Here is a 20154-nt window from a genome sequence, read left to right on the forward strand (position 1 = left end):
CCTATAGTCGAACTGGAATATTTTTTTCATTTAAATAGTCTTTTAATTCACTAATTTTGATCTCTCCAAAATGAAATACTGATGCAGCTAAAACGCCATCGACATTTGCATATTCAATCGCATCATAAAAGTGTTCTACTTTACCAGCGCCACCTGATGCGATAACGGGAACATTAACCGCATTAGTAATTTTTTGAAGCAATCTTATATCAAATCCTCTTTTCATCCCGTCTTCATCAATACTATTTAAAACAATTTCACCCGCTCCAAGTTCCACACCTTTTTTTGCCCAATCGACTGCGTCCCATTCAGTCTCTTTTCGGCCACCATTTATATACACTTTATAATTGCCATCTTTATTTAACTTTGCATCAATTGAAAGCACAACACATTGTGATCCAAAACGATCAGATGCTTCCTTAATTAAAGTCGGATTTAAAATTGCAGCAGAATTGATTGAGACTTTATCGGCTCCATTTCTTAATAGTTTCGTAAAATCATCAATCGACCGTACCCCACCTCCAACACTGAAAGGAATACGCAATTGTTTCGCTACTTCTGAAACAAATTGCAATGATATATCTCTTTCTTCATTTGAGGCTGTAATATCATAAAAGACTAACTCGTCAGCACCATTATCACTATAATATTTTCCTAGTTTCGTAGGAGAGTCTACATCTTGAATACTTGAAAACTGTTTTCCTTTCACAACTCGTCCATTACGAACGTCTAAGCACGGTATAATTCTTCTTGCAAGCATTTAAGTGCCTCCTCAACTGTAAATTTTCCTTCATATAAAGCTTTACCTGAAATCGCACCATAAATATTTAACTTGCAAAGGGACTTCAAATCATTGATTGAGCTCACTCCACCTGATGCGATAATATTTAAATTTGTTTCTTCAGCTAATCTTTTATATGCTTCTAAATTAGGTCCACAAAGCATGCCGTCCTTTGATATATCAGTGTATACGACTGTTTTCACACCAAGCAACTCTAGCAGTTTACAAAATTCAAAGCTATCTTGATTAGTCGACTCTTCCCAACCATTTATGGCTACAAAACTGTTTTTTGCATCTACTCCTACAATGATTCGATCACCGTATTGTAAAACCGCTTGTTCTAAAAGTTGTCTATTATTAATAGCAGCTGTACCTAAAATTACTTTTTCAACACCTAATTCTAACCAAAATGAAATCGAATCAAGTGATCTTATTCCTCCACCTAACTGAATGTTTAAATTCGTATTTTGAACGATTTCTTTTATAATTTGTGCATTTTTCCTTTCTCCTGTTCTAGCTCCATCTAAATCAACAATGTGTAATACTTTTGCACCTGCTTTTTCAAAATCTAACGCGACTTCAAGTGGTGAACTCTTATAAATTACTTTCTTATTAAAGTCCCCTTGCTCAAGGCGAACGCAGTTACCGTCCTTTAAATCAATTGCTGGATATAGAATCATATAAACACATCTCCTTAAATGCTTTTAATAAATTTAGACCAGTTTCTGCGCTTTTTTCAGGGTGAAATTGCATTCCGTAAATATTACCGGATTTAACAATCGCTGGAATCTTCACTCCATAGTCGGAATAAGCTAAAAGCTCTTCATTTGTTGAACTTATATAAAATGAATGTACAAAATAGACATACTCACCTTCATTTACATATTTTAAAAATGATTCTTGTTTAGTAAAATTTAGATTGTTCCAGCCCATATGTGGTACTTTTACGATGTCAGGTATACGTTTTACATAACCTTTAATTAAGCCTAGCCCACTTGCTCCGAAGTTTTCTTCACTAAATTCATATAATAATTGCATTCCTAGGCAAATTCCTAAAATCGGTGTACCGCTTTTTGCCTTTAACTTTATACAATCTACTAAACCAAGTCGATTTAATTCGTTCATCGCTGCTTCATATGCGCCAACACCTGGTAGAATAATAGATGATGCTTGCTTGATTACTTCAATTTCATTTGTAATAACCACAGGAAAATCAATTTCCTCACATGCTCTTTTTAATGAATCTAAATTACCTACACCATAATCAATAATAATATTCACTTATAACATTCCTTTCGTTGAAGGTAATTTAGTCGAAGTTACTTCAACTGCTTGTTTAACCGCTCTACCAAATGCTTTAAATAAAGCTTCAATTTTGTGGTGATCATTTTCTCCATATAAAACTTCCATATGACAATTCATTTTAGCTTCGGAGCTTAATGCTTTAAAAAATTCTTTAAAATTCTGTGTATCAATCATTCCAATACGTTCTCTCACCGTTTTATCATTATAAACAAGATACGGTCTGCCACTAAAATCGACGACTACTCTAGCTAATGTTTCATCCATCGGAATATAACATGAGCCGTAACGATTAATGCCAAATTTTTCATCTAACGCAATTAATAAAGCTTTACCTAATGCGATCCCAACATCCTCTGTTGTGTGATGATCATCTACTTCAAGATCCCCCTCACAAAATACTTCTAAATTAATGCCACTATGGAATGAAAATAACGTTAACATATGGTCTAAAAAGCCAATACCAGTTTGAATCGTACTTTCTCCATCACCATCTAAATTTAGTTTCAATCGAATATTTGTTTCATTTGTTTGTCTTGTGATCGATGCAGTTCTCACTTTGAATCCTCCTCAAATCGAATACTAATTGCTTTACCGTGACCATATAGTCCTTCTTCCTCTGCGATCAATTCAATATGTTTTCTTGCTTCACTTAAGGCCGCCTTATTGTAGTAAACAACGGATGTTTTCTTCTGAAAATCATTTACATTTAATGGCGAGGTGAATCTTGCAGTTCCGCTAGTCGGTAATGTATGATTCGTTCCCGCAAAGTAATCGCCAACAGGCTCTGGAGTATAATCTCCTAAAAATATAGCACCAGCATTTTTCACTTTATGAACGATCGACTCTGGCTTTTTTATCATTAGTTCAAGATGTTCAGGCGCTAGCTTATTAATAAGTTCAATTCCTTCCTCGATTGTTTGAACGACGATAATGGCTCCATAATTTTCGAATGAGCTTTTAATAATTTCTTTTCTCGGCTGTTCGTCTAATAAGTTTGGTATTTCTTGCTGTATTTTTTGGGCAAACTCTTCTGAATTCGTAATCACAATACTAGATGCCATTTCATCATGTTCTGCCTGTGCCATTAAGTCAGCTGCAATAAATCTTGGATTGGCTGTTTCATCTGCTAAAATGACAACTTCAGTTGGGCCTGCAACCATATCAATTCCTACTATTCCCGAAACGCTTTTCTTAGCAAGCGCCACATAAATATTTCCTGGACCAACTATTTTGTCTACTTTTTCAATTGTTTCAGTTCCATACGCCAGTGCCCCGATTGCTTGCGCTCCACCAATTTTTAATACTTTTGTAACACCAGCTAATTTTGCAGCAACTAGAATGGAAGGCTTAATTTTTCCTTCTTTATTTGGTGGCGTTATAATGACAATTTCATTCACTCCTGCTATTTTGGCAGGAATTACATTCATTAATACGGTTGATGGGTATGCCGCTTTTCCTCCTGGAATATACACACCAACTCTTTCAATCGGATTTATGATTTGTTGAACATATGAATTTTTTTCATTTATTTTATATCCATCTTGCAGTTGCTTTTCATGATAAGTCTCTATATTTTTCTTAGCTTCAATTAATGCATTGATTAAGTTTTCATCGGTTTGTTTTAGGGCTTCATTAAACTCATCTTCACTTACTTCAAAACTTTTTAGTTTCACCTCATCATAAATTAAAGAATACTGACGTACCGCTTCATCACCATTTTCTTTCACATTTAATAAAATCTTTTCTACACTTTTTGTGATCTCAACAGTGGGCAAATTCGTTCGGTTTATAATACTTTCAAGTTTTTCGCTTTTTTGATTAATCGATAAAATTTCCAGCATATATGTTCCTACCCTTCTTAATTTTTTCGATAAATTCAGTAATACGGAAATAGTTAAATCGATAACTAACACGATTTGAAATCACTCTAGCACTGATTGGAATCATTTCTTCTAAAATAACTAATCCATTTGCTTTTAAAGTACTTCCTGTTTCGACTAAATCAACAATAATATCTGACATGCCTACAATTGGTGCTAATTCAACAGAACCGTTTAAATAAATCAGTTCAATATTTTGCCTAAACTGGAAATACTTCGAAGTAATATTTGGATATTTTGTCGCAACTCTTAACGTTTCATCACCTCGATCAATTAACGTTCCTGGAAAACCCGCTGCAGCAAAAATGCATTTTCCTAGTTCTAAATCCATCAACTCATAGACATCTTTCTCTTGTTCTAACAGAATGTCTTTTCCTACAAAGCCAAGATCGCAAACTCCTCGCTCAACATATGTAGCGACATCCACTGGTTTTACTACTAAATATTTAATTTTTTGTAACTCATCTTCAAAAATTAGTTTTCTAGTTTTAGAATCAATTACTTTTTTGTAACCAGATTGACTTAATATTTTAATGACTTCATCTTCAAGTCTTCCTTTTGCAACTGCAACTGTTAGCCAACTCACTTTACATCCCTCATTTGACAAGTTATCCAAGCATTTGTATCGATCGAAAATCCGATTGCATCAATGCTGTTTTCCGAATCTTCAGACACCAGAAGATAGCGTCCTCCACTTAAAACCTCTTTATTTAACTGATCATAATACCCTTTAAAAACGATTCCGTCATAATAATCAAATTCATTTACAATTGATAAATCGAGAAGAATATTTGGACTAATTTCTTGAAATTTGATTACCTTTTCAACAGCATTTTCCATTTCATTATTTAATACTAAGCTTTTCAGTAATGAATGTAGCTTTTCTCCTTTACCTTGTAAACTAAATAACTGTTCAAAAACATTCCTAGCTTGAAATGGTAAATTAATTGACTGAATAAATCGTTCTAATTCATCTATGTTTTTTAAATAAATTAGCTTTTTTAATTTATTTTTTTGCGACTCAGTTAAATTACATTCTTTAAATAATCCGTCGATAAACCCTGTATGACCGATTTCTAAAATAAATGGAACATTACTTAATAAATCAATTGCCATAATAACTACTTCTATTTCAGATTCTTCCGTAATTCGACCTAAATTTTCAATTCCAAATTGATTAATTTCTTCAAGTTCCACCCCATTATTCCGATAAATTGTTGATTGATAAAATACTTTACATTTCTCTTCCTTCAGTGCGATTGGATAAATTTCTTTCATCAGTGCACTTGTTAAATCAGGTCTTAACAATAAAATTTGCTGTAACCGTGTTAAAACAACAACTAAATCTTCTCTAGCTAATCTTGGATTTCGACTTGAAAATGAATCATATTCTTCAAATAATTGAGGATGAAATGGGATATATCCTCGTTCTAGTGCATAATCTTCCATTTTTCTTTTATATTGATAATTGACTAATGACTGCTTTAATTTCCCATCCAATTGAACATTCCCCCTTCTAGAAAAAACAAAAAGGCCATACAGGTTAAATGCCTGTATGGCCTTCTGGCACGACACAAGCACCTTTTTCGTAACACGAAGAGGGCTTGTATCTATGGTCAATTTTTGTCCATAGATTCAAACCCTGGGTGGATGATGATGTTGTAGCCCATTATTCGTGCGTGCGAAAAACATGTTCATGTCTCCTTTTTCGTTTTATTTTTATTCATCTTAATGAATTTGTTATAAATTGTCAATCCCTTTTAAAAAATAAAAAATCTGAAAGGGTTTTCATTAACGTTTTTTAATTTTTTGAATCTATTGAATGAATATCTGTTTTTTCTACTAACAACTGGTTATTATAGTAAAATATTGAACGTACATTTTACCTTGTAAAAACATAATAAATAACGTAAAACCAACTAAAAAAACCGTGAATTATTGCCCATAGAACCGATTTATGAATACTCCAAGATATTGTAATAGCTAAAGCAGAACCGAAAGTAATAGCACTTTTTGAACCAACTGGAACAATCTGTCTTTTTTCCGACCGTTCTTTCATTAACTCAATCCCCATTTCAACAGTGTCTATATTTTCATATAATATTTATTCTAAAGTTAAAAGTTTATTCTCTTCAAGTATTAATATTTTTACTTGAATGCATCCGGATTTTTCTGGTTGATTGTTGTAATAGTTAGTTAAATATCAAATAAAAATGTTTCTTTAAATCCTTTTTTTCCTTCAAATGTTATCTTTACTGCCCTTGATTTTGGCATACGTTGAATCCAATTTAATTCTATAAATCTTTCTAGAAGAGCACTTCCCAATGCCCCACCAAGGTGGTAATGTCTTTCACTCCAATCTATACATTTATGTGAAAATGATCGACGCTTCTTCTTAATTTTTTCAAGATCAATTTGAAAATCAGTAAAAAATCTCTCACCTTTTTTTGTCACAATAAAGCTTTGACTTTCTTCACTTATAACACCCAAATTAACTAAAGAATTAGTTAATAGTACCCCAAACTTTCCAGCCGGATGATCGTAACACGTTCGTGCATAACGTATTGCTGTATTTTCTGTAGCTTGTTTTAAAGACCTGATTTCAATGGGAGGAGCAAGTGATAATAATGTCTCCATTATTTGAGCAACTTCTTGATTTCGAATACCATAGTATCGATGTCTTCCTTGTTTTTCTACGCTCACTACTTCCGCATCGACCAATTTTGTTAAATGGAAACTAGCCGTTTGTGGTTTTATTCCAGCCATATATGCCAGTTCGCTAGCTGGATGGAATCTTCCATCTAAAAGGACAGTTAAAATTGCCGCACGGGACCTTTCACTTACAAGTGTAGCAACCACTGCCACATTAGGATTTGCATTCATTTTTCATTCTCCTCTCATTATGTAATCCATATTTCGATGATAATAGAACTATTTATATTCTACAATAAATTTTGAAGGAAATAATGATTAGGAGGAAATACAATGAGTCATTTTACAAATACAAAGTTAATACAACCTAAAATTCTATACTATGGAACACCTGTGATTTTACTAAATACATTAAATGAGGATCAAACAGTTAATATTAGCCCTATGTCTTCCTCATGGGCTTTAGGAGAATGCATCATATTAGGAATTGGACTTGGTGGAAAAGCTATTGAAAATTTACAGCGACATCCTGAATGTGTAATCAATGTTCCTAGCCCTTTATTATGGGAGAATGTGGAATTGTTAGCTCCATATACCGGAAAAAATCCCGTTCCTCATTTTAAGAAAAATATAGGATTTACATATGTAAAAGAAAAATACGATATCAGTAAATTAACCGCTATCGAATCAAAAACCGTAAAACCTACACGTATATCGGAATGCCCAATTCAAATCGAGGCAACTGTAAAACACATTCGTATTCCCGAACATTCACCTGATTTTGCAATTGTCGAGACACAAGTTTTGCACGTACATGCTCATAATGAGATCATCATTGAAGAAAATCATATCGATCCAAATAAATGGAGTCCACTAATATATAATTTCCGCCATTACTTCGGTCTCGGAAATAAGTTAGGTAAAACTTTTCGTTCGGAAATATAGATCTCTCTTTTTAGTAAAAAATAGTACTTCAAATATAAAAGTCAGATTCCAACTTGTATGGCATCTGACTTCTTCTCTAACTAACCCATCAATTGGTATGATTCTTTTAAAAGAACTAAAAACTCTTGATTTATGTCGTCTTTACTATGGAATCTAAAGTTAATGTGAAATCTGTTTTTGGATACTTGTTCAATTTTAGTAATATTCTCGTGTTCAATATGATGGTTTGTAACTAAATTAAAATCTAGCCATTTCTTTTTTGGATGAACTCCTCCAAATGAATACTTATTCAAAAGATGAATAGAAGTCTTTTTAAACTCAACTTCAAATTGTCCTATTTCTTTTAATAAATCGAGTAATGTTAAATATATTTCATAAACATTAGATCCCTTATTTGAGAATAATTCATCTTCAGACATATTGTTATCGCCTTCTTTCTCCCCAACAATTAAGTGTATTACCATTATTTTACCAAAAGCCTTATTCCACTAAACTACCATTTAGTTAAACAAAATAAGAGTCACCAAAGCAACTCTTTTTGTTCAACAAGCCTGACTAGTCAAATTTTTCTACAAATTATAATTCAACACTTTCTCTTTTTCTCACCTTTAAACGCTTATAAATTGGATAGCCCACCATATAATACCCTGAGAATGATAACAGTACTAAGGATAAACCAGTCATTGTTAGGATACTGTATCTATACCAATTACCAAAGAAGGATCCATCATGTAAAGAAATGATGAAAGTCGAGTAATCAGGATTTTTAGATAAAACCTTGCCTGTGCTTGCATCAATTTGAACGTCTTGGCTATTATTAAAGCGAACCTGGTAAATGTTTAAACCAGGTCTATATTCTATCCTAAAAATATCTTCAACCGAATTGGCACCTGAGAGCCCTTGAGATGTCGCAATTGAAACGACTTTATCCATTGTTATCGCTTGACTTGGACTCGCCTCTTTCCCTATTTTTAACTCATCTGCAACTCCTAATGGTATCATATAAACTAGCATGAGCCCTGTTACTGCAATAAACATAAAAAACAAAGATAAAATTAATCCTGACCATTTATGTACTTTTCGACTAAATTGATACAGCTTTAAAGATTTTGACATTCTCCTCACACCTTATCTAAATTTTTATTACTAATATTCAATGTAAATTATAGTTCGAATCTAGTTAACATAAACATTCTCATAAGCAATAAAAAAAGGATCTAGGCTACCAGATCTTTTTGCTTCTTATGTAACTAGCACATTAGTTAGCTCAATTATGGATTAGTTATTTTAGTAACCAAGAAATAAGTACTAATTCCCATTACCATGCCGCCTGCAATGCCTTTAACATACCGATTACATTCTAATAGGTTGATAAGTATATACCAATCATGAACATTATTAATCCGATAAAAAACAAAAATTTTTTTAAAATTATCATTCTATTTATGCAACTATACAGCCATATACATAAAGAAAAAAGCAGTCAATGGCTGCTTCTGAACTTCAATAGACGCAATGCGTTCCTAAAGTAATACATCAGTTAAATTTAATCCCTTCAACATTACAACGTAGATTATAAAAGTATTGAATAAGTCTATGTTCGTTTATTATTGTTTTTTCCATTTTAATTAATGTTCTTTTTCCTATACGACGATCTAACAGACACAGTATTTTTATTAGAATGTCTGAGGATTTTAATAATATTTCAATTGGAGAATTAAAATATTCTTCTAATGCAAAGAAAAAATCATACTGACCATAAATTCCTTCTTTTTTAATGATACTATGAGCCTGGTTCTGTATTGTAAGATTCTCATTTACATCATTAATGTTAAATTTGTTAGATCCATTTCTTATCTCGCGTTCTCTTTTGTATTCTGCTCTTTCAGCCAGTATTGTACACATACTTAATACTTCTACTTTATCGACAGTCATTACAGCTCTACCCAATTGATCATGTGCTTTACGGTAATTAATCACTTGAAAATCCACTCTCGAACGTAATGGTTCGCATAGTAAACTCATTAATCGTTTCTTTGCTTTGCTCCATTTGGGACTATACAACACAATATTATCCTCCATTAACTATTCCAATTATATTGAAATTGGTAAAATATCACATATTTTTTTCTCTCTCGGAAAATAATTCCTAGCTACAATCTAATAGAGAGTAAAAAATCATTTTACTTTTTTGCTTTTGTAAATATCCCCATACAGTTGAATAAAAAAATCAACATTCCACTTTAACAGTGCTTTCTATAAAAACAAATTCAACAAAAAATTTATCAGTCATTCATCATACAAGTCCGCTATAACGAAGGAAATCGGAAAAAAATCATATTTTTAAAGCATCAACATATTGTTTAGCTTCTAATAATGATAGGCCTAAAACAGCTCTAACCTGTTTAATTGCTTGAATTTCTTTTCCTTCTTTTAAAAGTTCACGTAAATCATTATTAATTGGATGTTCTGGAACTTCTACTACTTTTGCAATCTGATCTAAAGTAATCTTGATATTTTTCATCCGATTTTCTAGTTTGTTAAGTTTATCCATAACTGTTGTTACAAGTACGAACATAATGACTAATATTAATCCAATAAACATATATTCCATCAAAAAACACCTACCAATTTATCTATTTTTATGTTATTGAATATCATTACTTATTTTTTCAAAGAGTTCGTATGGAATAGTGAACTTCGTTGTTTTTTCATTCTTCCAATAAGTGATAATGTCTACTTGATTTCCTTTCTTTTCAACTTCCAGTAAAGCATTCTCCCCTTTATTTCGTACTGAGACAATATGATTACCATTTTTCTTTTCTTTTTGTTTGTATTCGTAATTAATATGTAGTGGATTCATATTTCCTCCCGCTCCTTTTTACCTACTTATTTGATAATTTAATATTACCATATATTGGAATTAATGTGGTTTTTATTGATTGTCTCCATTTATATTGTTAATACTCTTATCGGACAAAAATGCCTATTCTTAAGTAACCAAAAGGTGCCTATAGAACATACAAGTTACTATCGCACTTTAAAGTACGTTCTTTTTTTCTTTTTAAATATATTCCATAATAGCATCTGTAGAGGATAGATTCTTTAGAGGATTCCATTGAATATCTAATTTCTAATCTCTACCTACAATTTAACTTAACTTCATCATTTTCATGAAGTTTATATATAGGAGGATTTACATGAAAGAGACTAATTTATTTCAAGGAAAACTAGGTTTTGGAACTGCTCCACTAGGAAATATGTTCCGTAACATCCCAGATGAAGAAGCAGTGGCAACTGTTGAAGCAGCTTGGGATCATGGCATTCGCTATTTTGATACAGCGCCACTTTATGGTGCAGGTCTAGCTGAAATCCGCCTTGGAGAAGTATTATCAAAATACAAACGTGATGATTATGTTTTAAGTACAAAAGTTGGACGTTTAATTTTAGATGAACTAGAAGACGTTTCAGCACGAGACTTAGGTGAAAAAGGCGGAGTTTTCGAATTTGGACGTAAGAATAAACTTGTGAACGACTATAGTGCAGACGCAACTTTACGTTCAATCGAACAAAGTTTAAAACGTTTGAAAACTGATCGATTAGACATTGTTTATGTTCATGATATTGCACAAGACTTTTATGGTGACGAGTGGATTGCACAGTTTGAAATTGCTCGTACTGGTGCTTTCCGCGTACTTTCTCAATTACGAGACGAAGGTGTTATTAAATCTTGGGGACTTGGTGTAAATAAAGTAGAACCAATTGAAATCGCATTAGAATTAGGTGAATACAAACCAGATGTTAGTTTATTAGCTGGTCGTTATACACTTTTAGATCATGATCGTGCGCTTCAACGTTTAATGCCTGAAGCTGCTAAACAAAATGTTGATATTATCGTTGGTGGCCCATATAGCTCTGGTATTCTAGCTGGTGGATCTCATTTCGAATATCAAAAAGCATCACCTGAAATTATTTCGAAAGTTGAGAAGATCAAAGGAATTGCAAATCGACATGGTATTAGTGTGAAAGCCGCTGCTATTCAATTTTCATTATCAAATCCAGCAGTTGCAACAGTTATTCCAGGTGCAAGTAAACCAGAGCGAATTGCTGAAGACCAAGCTGCATTAAACGAAGTAATTCCAGCTACATTCTGGCATGAAATGAGAGAACAAAAATTAGTGTCAGAAAATGCACCTCTACCAATTGATATTAAAAAATAACTATAATATAGGAGCGATAAAAAATGGCTAACACAATTGTTACAATGGAAATTCCAACAAATCCTGAAAAAGTATGGCAATTAATTGGCGGTTTCAATTCGCTACCAGATTGGTTACCATACATCCCAAGTAGTGAATTATTAGAAGGTGGACGTGTTCGAAGTTTAGCAAATCCTGATGGAGATGCAATTGTAGAACGTCTTGAAGAGTTTAATGATAAAGAGCATTTTTATACGTATTCAATTATGAAAGCTCCATTCCCAGTTACAAACTATCAATCAACAATACGCGTTTTAGAGCATTCTGATCCTAATCGATCAATTGTAGAATGGTCTGGCAGTTTTACACCTGTTGATGCAACGGATGAAGAAGTAATCAAACTATTCAGTGGGATTTATAGTGATGGATTGGAAGCATTAAGACAAGCATTTCAAGTTTTAGCAGTATAATTACTAAATTTTCATTAGTGAAATAGAGGTTAAAAAATCCGCTCAATTTTTTTGAGCGGATTTTTTTCTGTGATTAAGTTAATTATATTATAGATGATCTAAAGCTCCATTTAACATAACGTTTTAAATTTTAGAAGTATTTTTCGTTAATAAAGACTTCAAATTTAAGATTAATCCATCATTTTCGGCAGCAGTTCCGATTGTAATTCGGATTCCGTTAGGGAACGCACGGATAATATATCCTTTTGACTCTAGTTCTTTAAAGATTTCCTGACTGTTTTCAAGTGGAACAAATATAAAATTCGCTTGAGATGGATAGTATTCAATTCCATAACTGTTGAAAAATTCTTCGTATTGTTCCATTCCTTTTTTATTTTCCTCGACACAGTTTTTAATAAAGACTTGGTCTTCAAGTGCTGCTATTGCTGCTACTTGAGATAACATTGACGTGTTAAATGGAAGTCTAGCAATATTTAATTCTTCAATTAATTTGCTATTTGCGATTCCATAACCAATTCGGAATGATGCTAGGCCGTAAGCTTTTGAAAATGTTCTTAATACGATAAGATTTTCAAATTTATTTAATAATGAGATTGTATCCGGGAAATCTGATGCCGAAACATATTCAACGTAAGCTTCGTCAACAACTACAAATGTAGTACTTGGTACTTTTTCTAAAAACTCGACTAATTTGCGGCTTCCGATATATGTACCAGTTGGGTTATTTGGATTACAAATCCAAACAATTTTAGTATTCTCATCTATTTGTGCAAGCATAGCATCTAAATCGTGCACACCATTCACTAAAGGAACAGGTCTAACTTCTGCACCTTCAATAACTGCGTGGTGAGCATATTGTGAAAAAGTTTGAGATGCTTGTATAATATTATGTTCTTTCGTTAGCAATGATCGACTAAGCATTTGAATAACTTCATCAGCACCACTTCCGAATATTAATTGATCTGGTTGTATATTTAAAAATTTTGCTAGTTTCTTCCCAATTTCTTCTGTCGCTCCATCTGGATAAATCGCAAACTTACTTACGACATTACGTAGTTCTTCAAAAACTTTAGGAGAACATCCGAATGGATTTTCATTTGATGCAAGTTTTACAACTTTGTCTAGACCATATTCTCGCATGACTACTTCACTTGGTTTTCCTGGTGTATATGCTTGAAGAGTCAAAATTTGTGGTTTCACGTACATGCTTATTTCTCCTTTTATTCAAAGTTTTGTATAATGTTGTCAGTTTATCATATTATTAAGCTCTTAATCTAGTCCTATTTTCAAGAATATTTCAAATTATCTAAGGCCCATAATGCCTGCGTTATCTTTACATAGCTTGTTTAAAATTCAAATAAAAAGTAGAATCAAAAGACTCTACTTTTCAATCCAACTACCCATATAAGCTGGATCTTCATATTGATGTGCTTCTTTTACTACATAAAGAGGTCTAAAGGTATCAATCATAACGGCTAGTTCTAATGTTTCTTTCTTTCCAATACTTCCTTCAGTTTTACCTGGATGTGGTCCATGTGGAATACCTGATGGATGTAATGTAATCGACTCTTGTTCGATCCCTTTTCTACTCATAAAGTTTCCTTCTACATAGTAAAGGACTTCATCACTATTTACATTACTGTGTACATAAGGTGCCGGAATTGCTTCAGGATGGTAATCATACATCCTTGGCACAAATGAGCACACGACAAAATTATGTCCTTCGAATGTTTGATGTACTGGTGGTGGCTGATGAATTCTTCCTGTAATTGGTTCGAAATCTTCAATATTAAATGCCCATGGATATAAATACCCATCCCATCCTACTACATCAAATGGATGATGTGTTAAGACATGTTTATAAAGATTTCCTCTTGCTCTAGTTAGAACAGTGAATTCACCTTTTTCATCATATGTCTCTAAAGTTTCTGGTCCTCTAAAATCACGTTCGCAAAATGGACTATGCTCAAGCATTTGGCCATATTCATTGCGATAACGTCTTGGCGTTGTTAACTGGCTATTAGACTCAACAATTAAAAATTTCGTATCATCATTTGGAACTACTTTGTAAATTGTTCCAATAGGGATCATGATATAATCCCCTTTACGGTAAGTAATTGTTCCAAACATTGTTTGGATTTCACCTGAACCGTAATGGACAAAGAACATTTCATCGCCTTCACCATTTCGATAAAAATGTTTGCTTTCTTCTGTTACGTTTGCAACTGCAATTAACAGATCAGAGTTTCCTAAAACGTATACTCTTCCTTCTAAAGCATCACCTTTTTTCTCCAAATTGTTTGTACGAATATGGCGGTGTTGCAAGGATGTCTGTTCTTCAAATTCAATTTGAAGTGATTTATAAAATGATGTTTCACTAACTGATGTAGGCATATGGTTATGATATAAAATAGATTGAGTACCTGAAAATCCTTTTGTACCCATTACTTGTTCTCTATATAATGTTCCATCTTCTTTTCGAAATTGAATATGTCTTTTCTTTGGAATCTTACCTAGACTACGATAATACACACGCTTCCCCTCACTTTCTTACAGTATTTCGTAATGTACCTAAACCTGTAATGCTTAACTCAACGACGTCTCCATCTTCTAACCAGCGATGTATTTCTTCACCAAGTTCTAAAATACAACCTGTTCCAACAGTTCCTGAACCAATCACGTCACCTGGATAAAGCGTTACATTTTTTGAAGCATGAGAAATTAATTCTGGAACAGAATAATAAATTGTAGAAAAGTTGCCACTAGATATGACCTTTCCATTAACTGCGGCTGTCATCTTCAAATCATAGCTTTTACCTGTTCTGAATTTCTCAATTTCATCTTTCGTTACAATGCAAGGTCCTAAAGAAGTGGCAAAATCCTTACCTTTTGATGGGCCTAAGCCAACCTTTACTTCATGTGCTTGAATATCTCTAGCACTCCAGTCATTCAATATTGTATAGCCAAGTATATAATCATCGGCTTCTTCAACTGGGATATCTTTACCTTCTTTACCGATTATACAAGCGATTTCTAATTCAAAATCCATCTTTTTACAATTAGCTGGAATGCTGACATAATCATCAGGTCCAATAACCGCTCGATGATTCGTAAAATAGAAAACAGGTACGTCATACCACTCAGGTATCATCTCTAGACCTCTTCTTGAGCGTGCAGTTTTCACATGCTCTTCAAAGGCATAAAAGTCACGAATACTTTGTGGTTTTGGTAATGGTGCTCGCAATTGAACAGAAGAAAGCGGAATACCTTCTCCTTTAATTTCTGCTATTATATTTTTATATAAATCATAGTTTTCTAGAATCGTTAGTAAATCTGCTGGAATTTGGCCATTACTAGCTTTATTTAGATCAATTACTTGATCTTCAACTAATAAACCTGCACGCTCATTACCATCATATTGAAAAGTTATAAATTTCATACCTTCACCTTTTTCTTTCAATTGCAAAAGTATCAGAAATTGCCCGTGTATAAGAATGGCCAGCAAGGCGGCCAACTGGGTTTAGTTTTTCAGTATTGATTTTGCCATCTGCATATAATTCATCATTTATATGTACATTGACGACTTTACCAATTACTAAACTTCCAGCACCTTTATTCTCACCAAAATGTAATAGCTCATGAAGCTCACATTCTAGTCCTACTAAACTTTCTTTTACACGAGGAACTTGTACAATTGATCCATCGACTTTTGTAAGTCCAACTTGCTCAAATTCATCTACTCCATAAGGGAAATCTGCAGCAGCGTTATTAACTTTTTCGCAAATTTCTTCACTTACTATATTAATAATGAATCGTTTCGTTTGTTCAATATTTTTTAATGTGTCTTTTTTCTCGCCGTCTGTCCCTCTAAGCATTGGTGCAAAGCACACTAACATCGGGTCAGCACAAATCGCTGTAAAGAAACTAAAAGGTGCAACATTCGCTACACCTTCTAAGTTTACAGTTGAAACAAATGCAATCGGACGAGGCAACACTGAACCAATTAACAGCTTATAAGCATCTTGCCATGGTAAAGTATCCGGTCTAATTTCCATTGTTACAACTCCTTATAGATTTCCTCGAAGAGCTTGCTCACGCTCGATTGATTCAAATAATGCTTTAAAGTTACCATCACCGAATCCTCTAGCACCTTTACGTTGAATAATTTCAATAAATAAAGTTGGACGGTCAACGATTGGACGAGTAAAGATTTGTAGTAAATATCCTTCATCATCACGGTCAACTAAAATCTTTAATTCTCTTAATTTCTCAATATCTTCATCAATTTTTCCAACGCGCTCTGTTAACATATCATAATACGTATCTGGTGTTTTTAAGAATTCAACACCTAGAGCTCTAAGCTTAGTAACTGTATCAACAATATCCTCAGTTAATAAAGCAATATGTTGCACGCCTGGTCCATTGTTATAATCTAAGTACTCTTGAATTTGTGATTTTCTTTTCCCTTCAGCTGGTTCATTAATTGGGAACTTAATTCTGCTTCCATTTGTCATAACTTTTGACATTAATGCAGAATACTCAGTACTAATATCATCATCGTCAAAATGAATCATAGATTGGAATCCCATTACATTTTCATAATAAGAAACCCATTCTTCCATTCTTTCAACATTACCAACTACATGGTCTAATGCGATTAAACCTGTTTCATTTACTGGAATAGTGAATGCACGATCTTTATATCCTGGTAAGAAAGGACCATTATAGTCGCCTTTTTCGATTAATGTGTGAATTGTATCACCATAAGTTGCGATCACAGCTTTTTTCACTGTACCATATTCATCGCTAACTTCAGTTGGAGGTAAAATCTTAATTGCTCCACGGCTTACTGCACCTTGATATGCTGCTTCAATATCATCTACTAATAAAGCGATATCTTTAACGCCATCGCCATGTTTTTTAACAAAGTCAGCAATTTTAGAATCTTCTTTTAAAGTTCCAGTAATAACTAGGCGAATATTACCATTTTTTAAAACGTAAGAAACTTTATCGCGTACTTTTGTTTCTAAACCTGAGTAAGCAATTGGTGTAAATCCAAAAGTGTTAGCGAAGAAATAAGCTGTTTGTTTCGCGTTCCCTACATATAGTTCTAAATGATGTACATCTTGTACCGGAAAAACATCGTAGCTAGTATTTGTTTGTTTTAATTCATCTTGTTTCATTTTAATTTCCCCCTAAAAAATACGATTTTTGTAAAGAAAAGAAAAAACTATGTAAGAGCGCTAAGTAAACGCTTACAAAATAAATAAACCGCATAAAAAAAATTCTTAACAAGGATGACAATTCGCCAAGAATACCATTTGGAAATATATAGGGATTTTCCTAACGAACACACAACCTTTACTACTATATAAATGTAATCATCGTTTTATGAATCGATTTTACATTTATATAGTAGTCTCTAAAATAAATATTTCTACACTTCTTTTTAATTTCCTGCAAAAAATTTTCAATTAAATAAATTTTTTGTCGTTTCTTAATTTTTTAATTAGTTCTGCTTTTCTTTATATGATTTTGGCCCCATTCACATAAGAGATCTAAAATTGGTTTCATTGATTTGCCATATTCATTTAATTCGTATTCTACTTTAGGTGGAATTTGGTCATAAGCAATACGATTAATTAGTTCATCTGCTTCTAACTCTCTTAATTGCTGTGTTAACATTTTTTGAGTTATATTAGGCATCAGTTTTCTAAGTTCATTTGTTCTTTTTTTACCGCTTTCTAAATGGCATAGTATAATACATTTCCACTTACCACCTATTACCTCAATCGCTGCTTCAATCGGCATATTATACTCTTTCATAAATCCTCCATCATTGCTTATTACTAATAAATTATCATTAAGTCCTACAGTAAAGGTTTATAAAATATAGCATACAAATAATTTATAGTTCAAATAAAATTAGTTTAAAAAATTTTTTACTTAGTTCTAAAGACGCAAACTAAAAAGAAGCTTATAGGCACTTTTTAGTACGTACTTTATTTTAGGATCGTTATCATTCATAATTACAATCATCATTTATTTAAAGGAGTGGAAACAATATGTTTATCATACATGGAAGTTCTAGGGAAAATGGAAATACAGAGCAGCTAACAAATCTCATTACGAAAGATATAGTTAAAACACAAGTGCAATTACGTCATAAAAATATAAAAGCGATAAACGACCAAAGACATGAACCAAATGGCTTCCAACCAATTGATGATGATTACGAGGAAATGATTAAAGAAATGTTAGAGCATGATACGATTATTTTTTCAACACCTTTATATTGGTATGGTATGAGTGGGTACATGAAAAACTTTATTGATCGTTGGTCTCAAAGTCTTCGTAATAAAGATCTTCAATTCGCAGAAAAAATGAAAAACAAAAAAATGTATGTCGTAATTGTTGGTGGAGATCAGCCGAAAATTAAAGCACTACCTTTAATTTTACAATTTAAACATATATTCGAATTTATTGGAGCAACACTTGAAGGATATATTATTGGAACAGGAAATACACCTGGTGCAATATTGGAAGATCAATTAGCCATTCAACAAGCAAAGATACTAAACACAACATTAAAAAATAAGTAAGTACAACTAAAAGGAGTAAGAACTTGATTCCATTTTTACAACATAACCCAACGAAATTATGGTTTGGGAAAAATCAAATTGAACAATTAGCAAATGAAGTACAAGCATATCATCGTATCCTTATCGTTTATGGTGGCGGCAGTATTAAAAAAAATGCCAGATAAGGAAAGTGTAACAGATATTTTAGTACGCTCTTTTTAGTATTGGAGGGGACCTTGCATTTAGCTAGGTTCTTTTCTTATTTAGATTGAACTAGTAATGGATGAGTTAAAAGACTTAATTTGCGACTTCACTGACATTTTTATCAAAAAAAAGAACCTAATGAAAGGTTCTTTCAACTAAAATTGCATTTCTATCCAATTAAGTTCATTAATTTGGTGATCTACAACGTTACAACACATATTCGGGTTAATCGTATCAACATGTGAAATTGTAATAGAAGACATTGAAACCGAATATTTAACTGTATCAACAATGCTCATATTATTCATATAGCCATATCCAATCCCAGCAACTAAAGCATCTCCCGCTCCTGTTACATTAACGACTGATACGCCATCTGCTTGGATAATACCCTCTTCTATACCATTATTATAATAAATTCCTTCTGCATCTAAACTAATGAAGACATTTGTTACGCCTAAGTCTTTAAAATATTTGCCAGCTTTTCGTACATCTTCAACTGAAGTAATGTCAAATCCACATAGTACTTCAGCTTCATGTCGATTTGGTTTAATCGTATGAAAATATTGAATATAATCTCTTATTTTTGAAGCTTTTGAAGCAGAAACTGGATCTAAAATAAATTTAGTGTCATTATGGAAATTTGTTAATAAATAAGCTAAAATACTTGGATTATCCGCGTCAACTACCATATATTCGGCATTTCGAATCACATCTGCTTTGGAGTCTATAAACTCCATTGTAAAATTGTTTGTGATATCTAAATCTACTACCGCAGAGACCATTTCTCCACTTTCATTTAATATGGCTAAATATGTTGGCGTAGACTCACCCTTAATAATTAACGTGTCTTCCATATCTATATTCAGATTCTTTGCGTGATTTAACATGTTGATGCCATTGATATCATCACCAATTACCGAAATAAACTTTGTGTTTACGTTGATCTTCGCCATATTTTCAGCGATATTTCGGCAAACACCCCCAAACGATACTTTTACGCTGCCTGGATTCGAATCATATGGGCGATAATTTTTTTTCGTGAACCCGATAATATCACATATGGAAACACCAAATACTAATATATATGGATTAGAAGGATTTGTCATTTTGTCAGTCCTTTCACTTTAAACTGAA

Annotated in this window: 25 protein-coding genes and 1 pseudogene; 5 read left to right on the forward strand and 21 right to left on the reverse strand. The window is 32.8% G+C overall.

What is annotated here, in order from left to right:
• Position 1: 1 nt before the first annotated feature.
• From hisF to CN925_RS18360, 9 genes are all read right to left on the reverse strand, one after another.
• On the reverse strand, positions 2-760 hold the full coding sequence (gene hisF / locus CN925_RS18325) for an imidazole glycerol phosphate synthase subunit HisF (protein WP_098848272.1): 759 nt from the start codon (positions 758-760) through the stop codon (positions 2-4).
• Positions 730-1461: a 1-(5-phosphoribosyl)-5-[(5-phosphoribosylamino)methylideneamino]imidazole-4-carboxamide isomerase gene (hisA, locus tag CN925_RS18330; RefSeq protein WP_098848273.1), complete on the reverse strand. Its 732-nt coding sequence runs from the start codon at positions 1459-1461 to the stop codon at positions 730-732. The genes hisF and hisA overlap by 31 nt, the downstream gene beginning before the upstream one ends.
• Positions 1439-2062 (reverse strand): imidazole glycerol phosphate synthase subunit HisH, encoded by a 624-nt coding sequence (gene hisH / locus CN925_RS18335; RefSeq protein WP_098848274.1) that lies wholly within the window; start codon positions 2060-2062, stop codon positions 1439-1441. Before hisH ends, hisA begins: the two co-directional genes overlap by 23 nt.
• The gene (hisB, locus tag CN925_RS18340; protein ID WP_098848275.1) at positions 2063-2641 is read right to left on the reverse strand and encodes an imidazoleglycerol-phosphate dehydratase HisB; all 579 of its coding nucleotides are present in this window, start codon (positions 2639-2641) and stop codon (positions 2063-2065) included. It lies immediately after the preceding gene.
• Positions 2638-3924: a histidinol dehydrogenase gene (hisD, locus tag CN925_RS18345; RefSeq protein ID WP_218937241.1), complete on the reverse strand. Its 1287-nt coding sequence runs from the start codon at positions 3922-3924 to the stop codon at positions 2638-2640. Before hisD ends, hisB begins: the two co-directional genes overlap by 4 nt.
• On the reverse strand, positions 3905-4552 hold the full coding sequence (hisG, locus tag CN925_RS18350; RefSeq protein ID WP_098848277.1) for an ATP phosphoribosyltransferase: 648 nt from the start codon (positions 4550-4552) through the stop codon (positions 3905-3907). The genes hisD and hisG overlap by 20 nt, the downstream gene beginning before the upstream one ends.
• A complete protein-coding gene (locus tag CN925_RS18355) occupies positions 4549-5466 on the reverse strand; it encodes an ATP phosphoribosyltransferase regulatory subunit (RefSeq protein ID WP_098848278.1) in 918 nt (305 codons plus the stop codon). Before CN925_RS18355 ends, hisG begins: the two co-directional genes overlap by 4 nt.
• A gap of 382 nt (positions 5467-5848) precedes the next feature.
• A complete protein-coding gene (locus CN925_RS21415) occupies positions 5849-6025 on the reverse strand; it encodes a hypothetical protein (protein ID WP_180233013.1) in 177 nt (58 codons plus the stop codon).
• 137 nt (positions 6026-6162) lie between these two features.
• A complete protein-coding gene (locus CN925_RS18360; RefSeq protein WP_098848279.1) occupies positions 6163-6849 on the reverse strand; it encodes an ArsR/SmtB family transcription factor in 687 nt (228 codons plus the stop codon).
• Between the two features lie 102 nt (positions 6850-6951).
• On the opposite strand from CN925_RS18360, the gene CN925_RS18365 reads away from it, so the two are divergent.
• Positions 6952-7563, forward strand: coding sequence for a flavin reductase family protein (locus CN925_RS18365; RefSeq protein WP_098848280.1), 612 nt, complete (start codon positions 6952-6954; stop codon positions 7561-7563).
• Between the two features lie 80 nt (positions 7564-7643).
• Here the strand turns inward: CN925_RS18365 and CN925_RS18370 are convergent, their stop codons facing one another.
• The 5 genes from CN925_RS18370 to CN925_RS18390 form a co-directional block, all read right to left on the reverse strand.
• Positions 7644-7982 (reverse strand): DUF5655 domain-containing protein, encoded by a 339-nt coding sequence (locus CN925_RS18370; protein WP_098848281.1) that lies wholly within the window; start codon positions 7980-7982, stop codon positions 7644-7646.
• Positions 7983-8139: 157 nt separating this feature from the next.
• Entirely contained in the window at positions 8140-8679 is a 540-nt protein-coding gene (locus CN925_RS18375) for a PepSY-associated TM helix domain-containing protein (RefSeq protein WP_098848282.1), read from the reverse strand.
• A gap of 420 nt (positions 8680-9099) precedes the next feature.
• Entirely contained in the window at positions 9100-9630 is a 531-nt protein-coding gene (locus tag CN925_RS18380; RefSeq protein WP_098848283.1) for an SF0329 family protein, read from the reverse strand.
• Positions 9631-9898: 268 nt separating this feature from the next.
• Complete coding sequence (locus CN925_RS18385; RefSeq protein ID WP_098848284.1) at positions 9899-10177, reverse strand: hypothetical protein; 279 nt, start codon at positions 10175-10177, stop codon at positions 9899-9901.
• A gap of 33 nt (positions 10178-10210) precedes the next feature.
• Positions 10211-10426: a hypothetical protein gene (locus CN925_RS18390; protein ID WP_286138507.1), complete on the reverse strand. Its 216-nt coding sequence runs from the start codon at positions 10424-10426 to the stop codon at positions 10211-10213.
• A gap of 337 nt (positions 10427-10763) precedes the next feature.
• Here CN925_RS18390 and CN925_RS18395 point away from each other — a divergent pair, with 337 nt between their 5' ends.
• Entirely contained in the window at positions 10764-11783 is a 1020-nt protein-coding gene (locus CN925_RS18395; RefSeq protein WP_098848285.1) for an aldo/keto reductase, read from the forward strand.
• 23 nt (positions 11784-11806) lie between these two features.
• On the forward strand, positions 11807-12232 hold the full coding sequence (locus CN925_RS18400) for an SRPBCC family protein (protein ID WP_098848286.1): 426 nt from the start codon (positions 11807-11809) through the stop codon (positions 12230-12232).
• Positions 12233-12355: 123 nt separating this feature from the next.
• Here the strand turns inward: CN925_RS18400 and hisC are convergent, their stop codons facing one another.
• From hisC to CN925_RS18430, 6 genes are all read right to left on the reverse strand, one after another.
• Positions 12356-13438, reverse strand: a complete 1083-nt coding sequence (gene hisC / locus CN925_RS18405; RefSeq protein WP_098848287.1) for a histidinol-phosphate transaminase — start codon at positions 13436-13438, stop codon at positions 12356-12358.
• Between the two features lie 174 nt (positions 13439-13612).
• Positions 13613-14764, reverse strand: a complete 1152-nt coding sequence (locus CN925_RS18410; protein WP_098848288.1) for a homogentisate 1,2-dioxygenase — start codon at positions 14762-14764, stop codon at positions 13613-13615.
• Between the two features lie 10 nt (positions 14765-14774).
• Positions 14775-15671, reverse strand: coding sequence for a fumarylacetoacetate hydrolase family protein (locus tag CN925_RS18415; protein WP_098848289.1), 897 nt, complete (start codon positions 15669-15671; stop codon positions 14775-14777).
• Between the two features lie 4 nt (positions 15672-15675).
• The gene (locus CN925_RS18420; protein ID WP_098848290.1) at positions 15676-16287 is read right to left on the reverse strand and encodes a flavin reductase family protein; all 612 of its coding nucleotides are present in this window, start codon (positions 16285-16287) and stop codon (positions 15676-15678) included.
• Between the two features lie 12 nt (positions 16288-16299).
• Positions 16300-17415 (reverse strand): 4-hydroxyphenylpyruvate dioxygenase, encoded by a 1116-nt coding sequence (gene hppD, locus CN925_RS18425; RefSeq protein ID WP_098848291.1) that lies wholly within the window; start codon positions 17413-17415, stop codon positions 16300-16302.
• Positions 17416-17737: 322 nt separating this feature from the next.
• The gene (locus CN925_RS18430; RefSeq protein WP_098848292.1) at positions 17738-18058 is read right to left on the reverse strand and encodes a winged helix-turn-helix transcriptional regulator; all 321 of its coding nucleotides are present in this window, start codon (positions 18056-18058) and stop codon (positions 17738-17740) included.
• 239 nt (positions 18059-18297) lie between these two features.
• Between CN925_RS18430 and CN925_RS18435 the strand changes: the two genes are divergently transcribed.
• The gene (locus CN925_RS18435; protein ID WP_098848293.1) at positions 18298-18834 is read left to right on the forward strand and encodes a flavodoxin family protein; all 537 of its coding nucleotides are present in this window, start codon (positions 18298-18300) and stop codon (positions 18832-18834) included.
• Positions 18835-18857: 23 nt separating this feature from the next.
• Positions 18858-18989: pseudogene (locus CN925_RS21420) on the forward strand (NADH-dependent alcohol dehydrogenase); the annotation flags it as partial.
• 183 nt (positions 18990-19172) lie between these two features.
• Here CN925_RS21420 and CN925_RS18440 read toward each other — a convergent pair.
• The gene (locus tag CN925_RS18440) at positions 19173-20126 is read right to left on the reverse strand and encodes a carbohydrate kinase family protein (protein WP_098848294.1); all 954 of its coding nucleotides are present in this window, start codon (positions 20124-20126) and stop codon (positions 19173-19175) included.
• Positions 20127-20154: the final 28 nt, after the last annotated feature.

The organism is Bacillus sp. AFS055030 (assembly GCF_002574545.1).
Lineage (GTDB): Bacteria > Bacillota > Bacilli > Bacillales > Bacillaceae_G > Gottfriedia.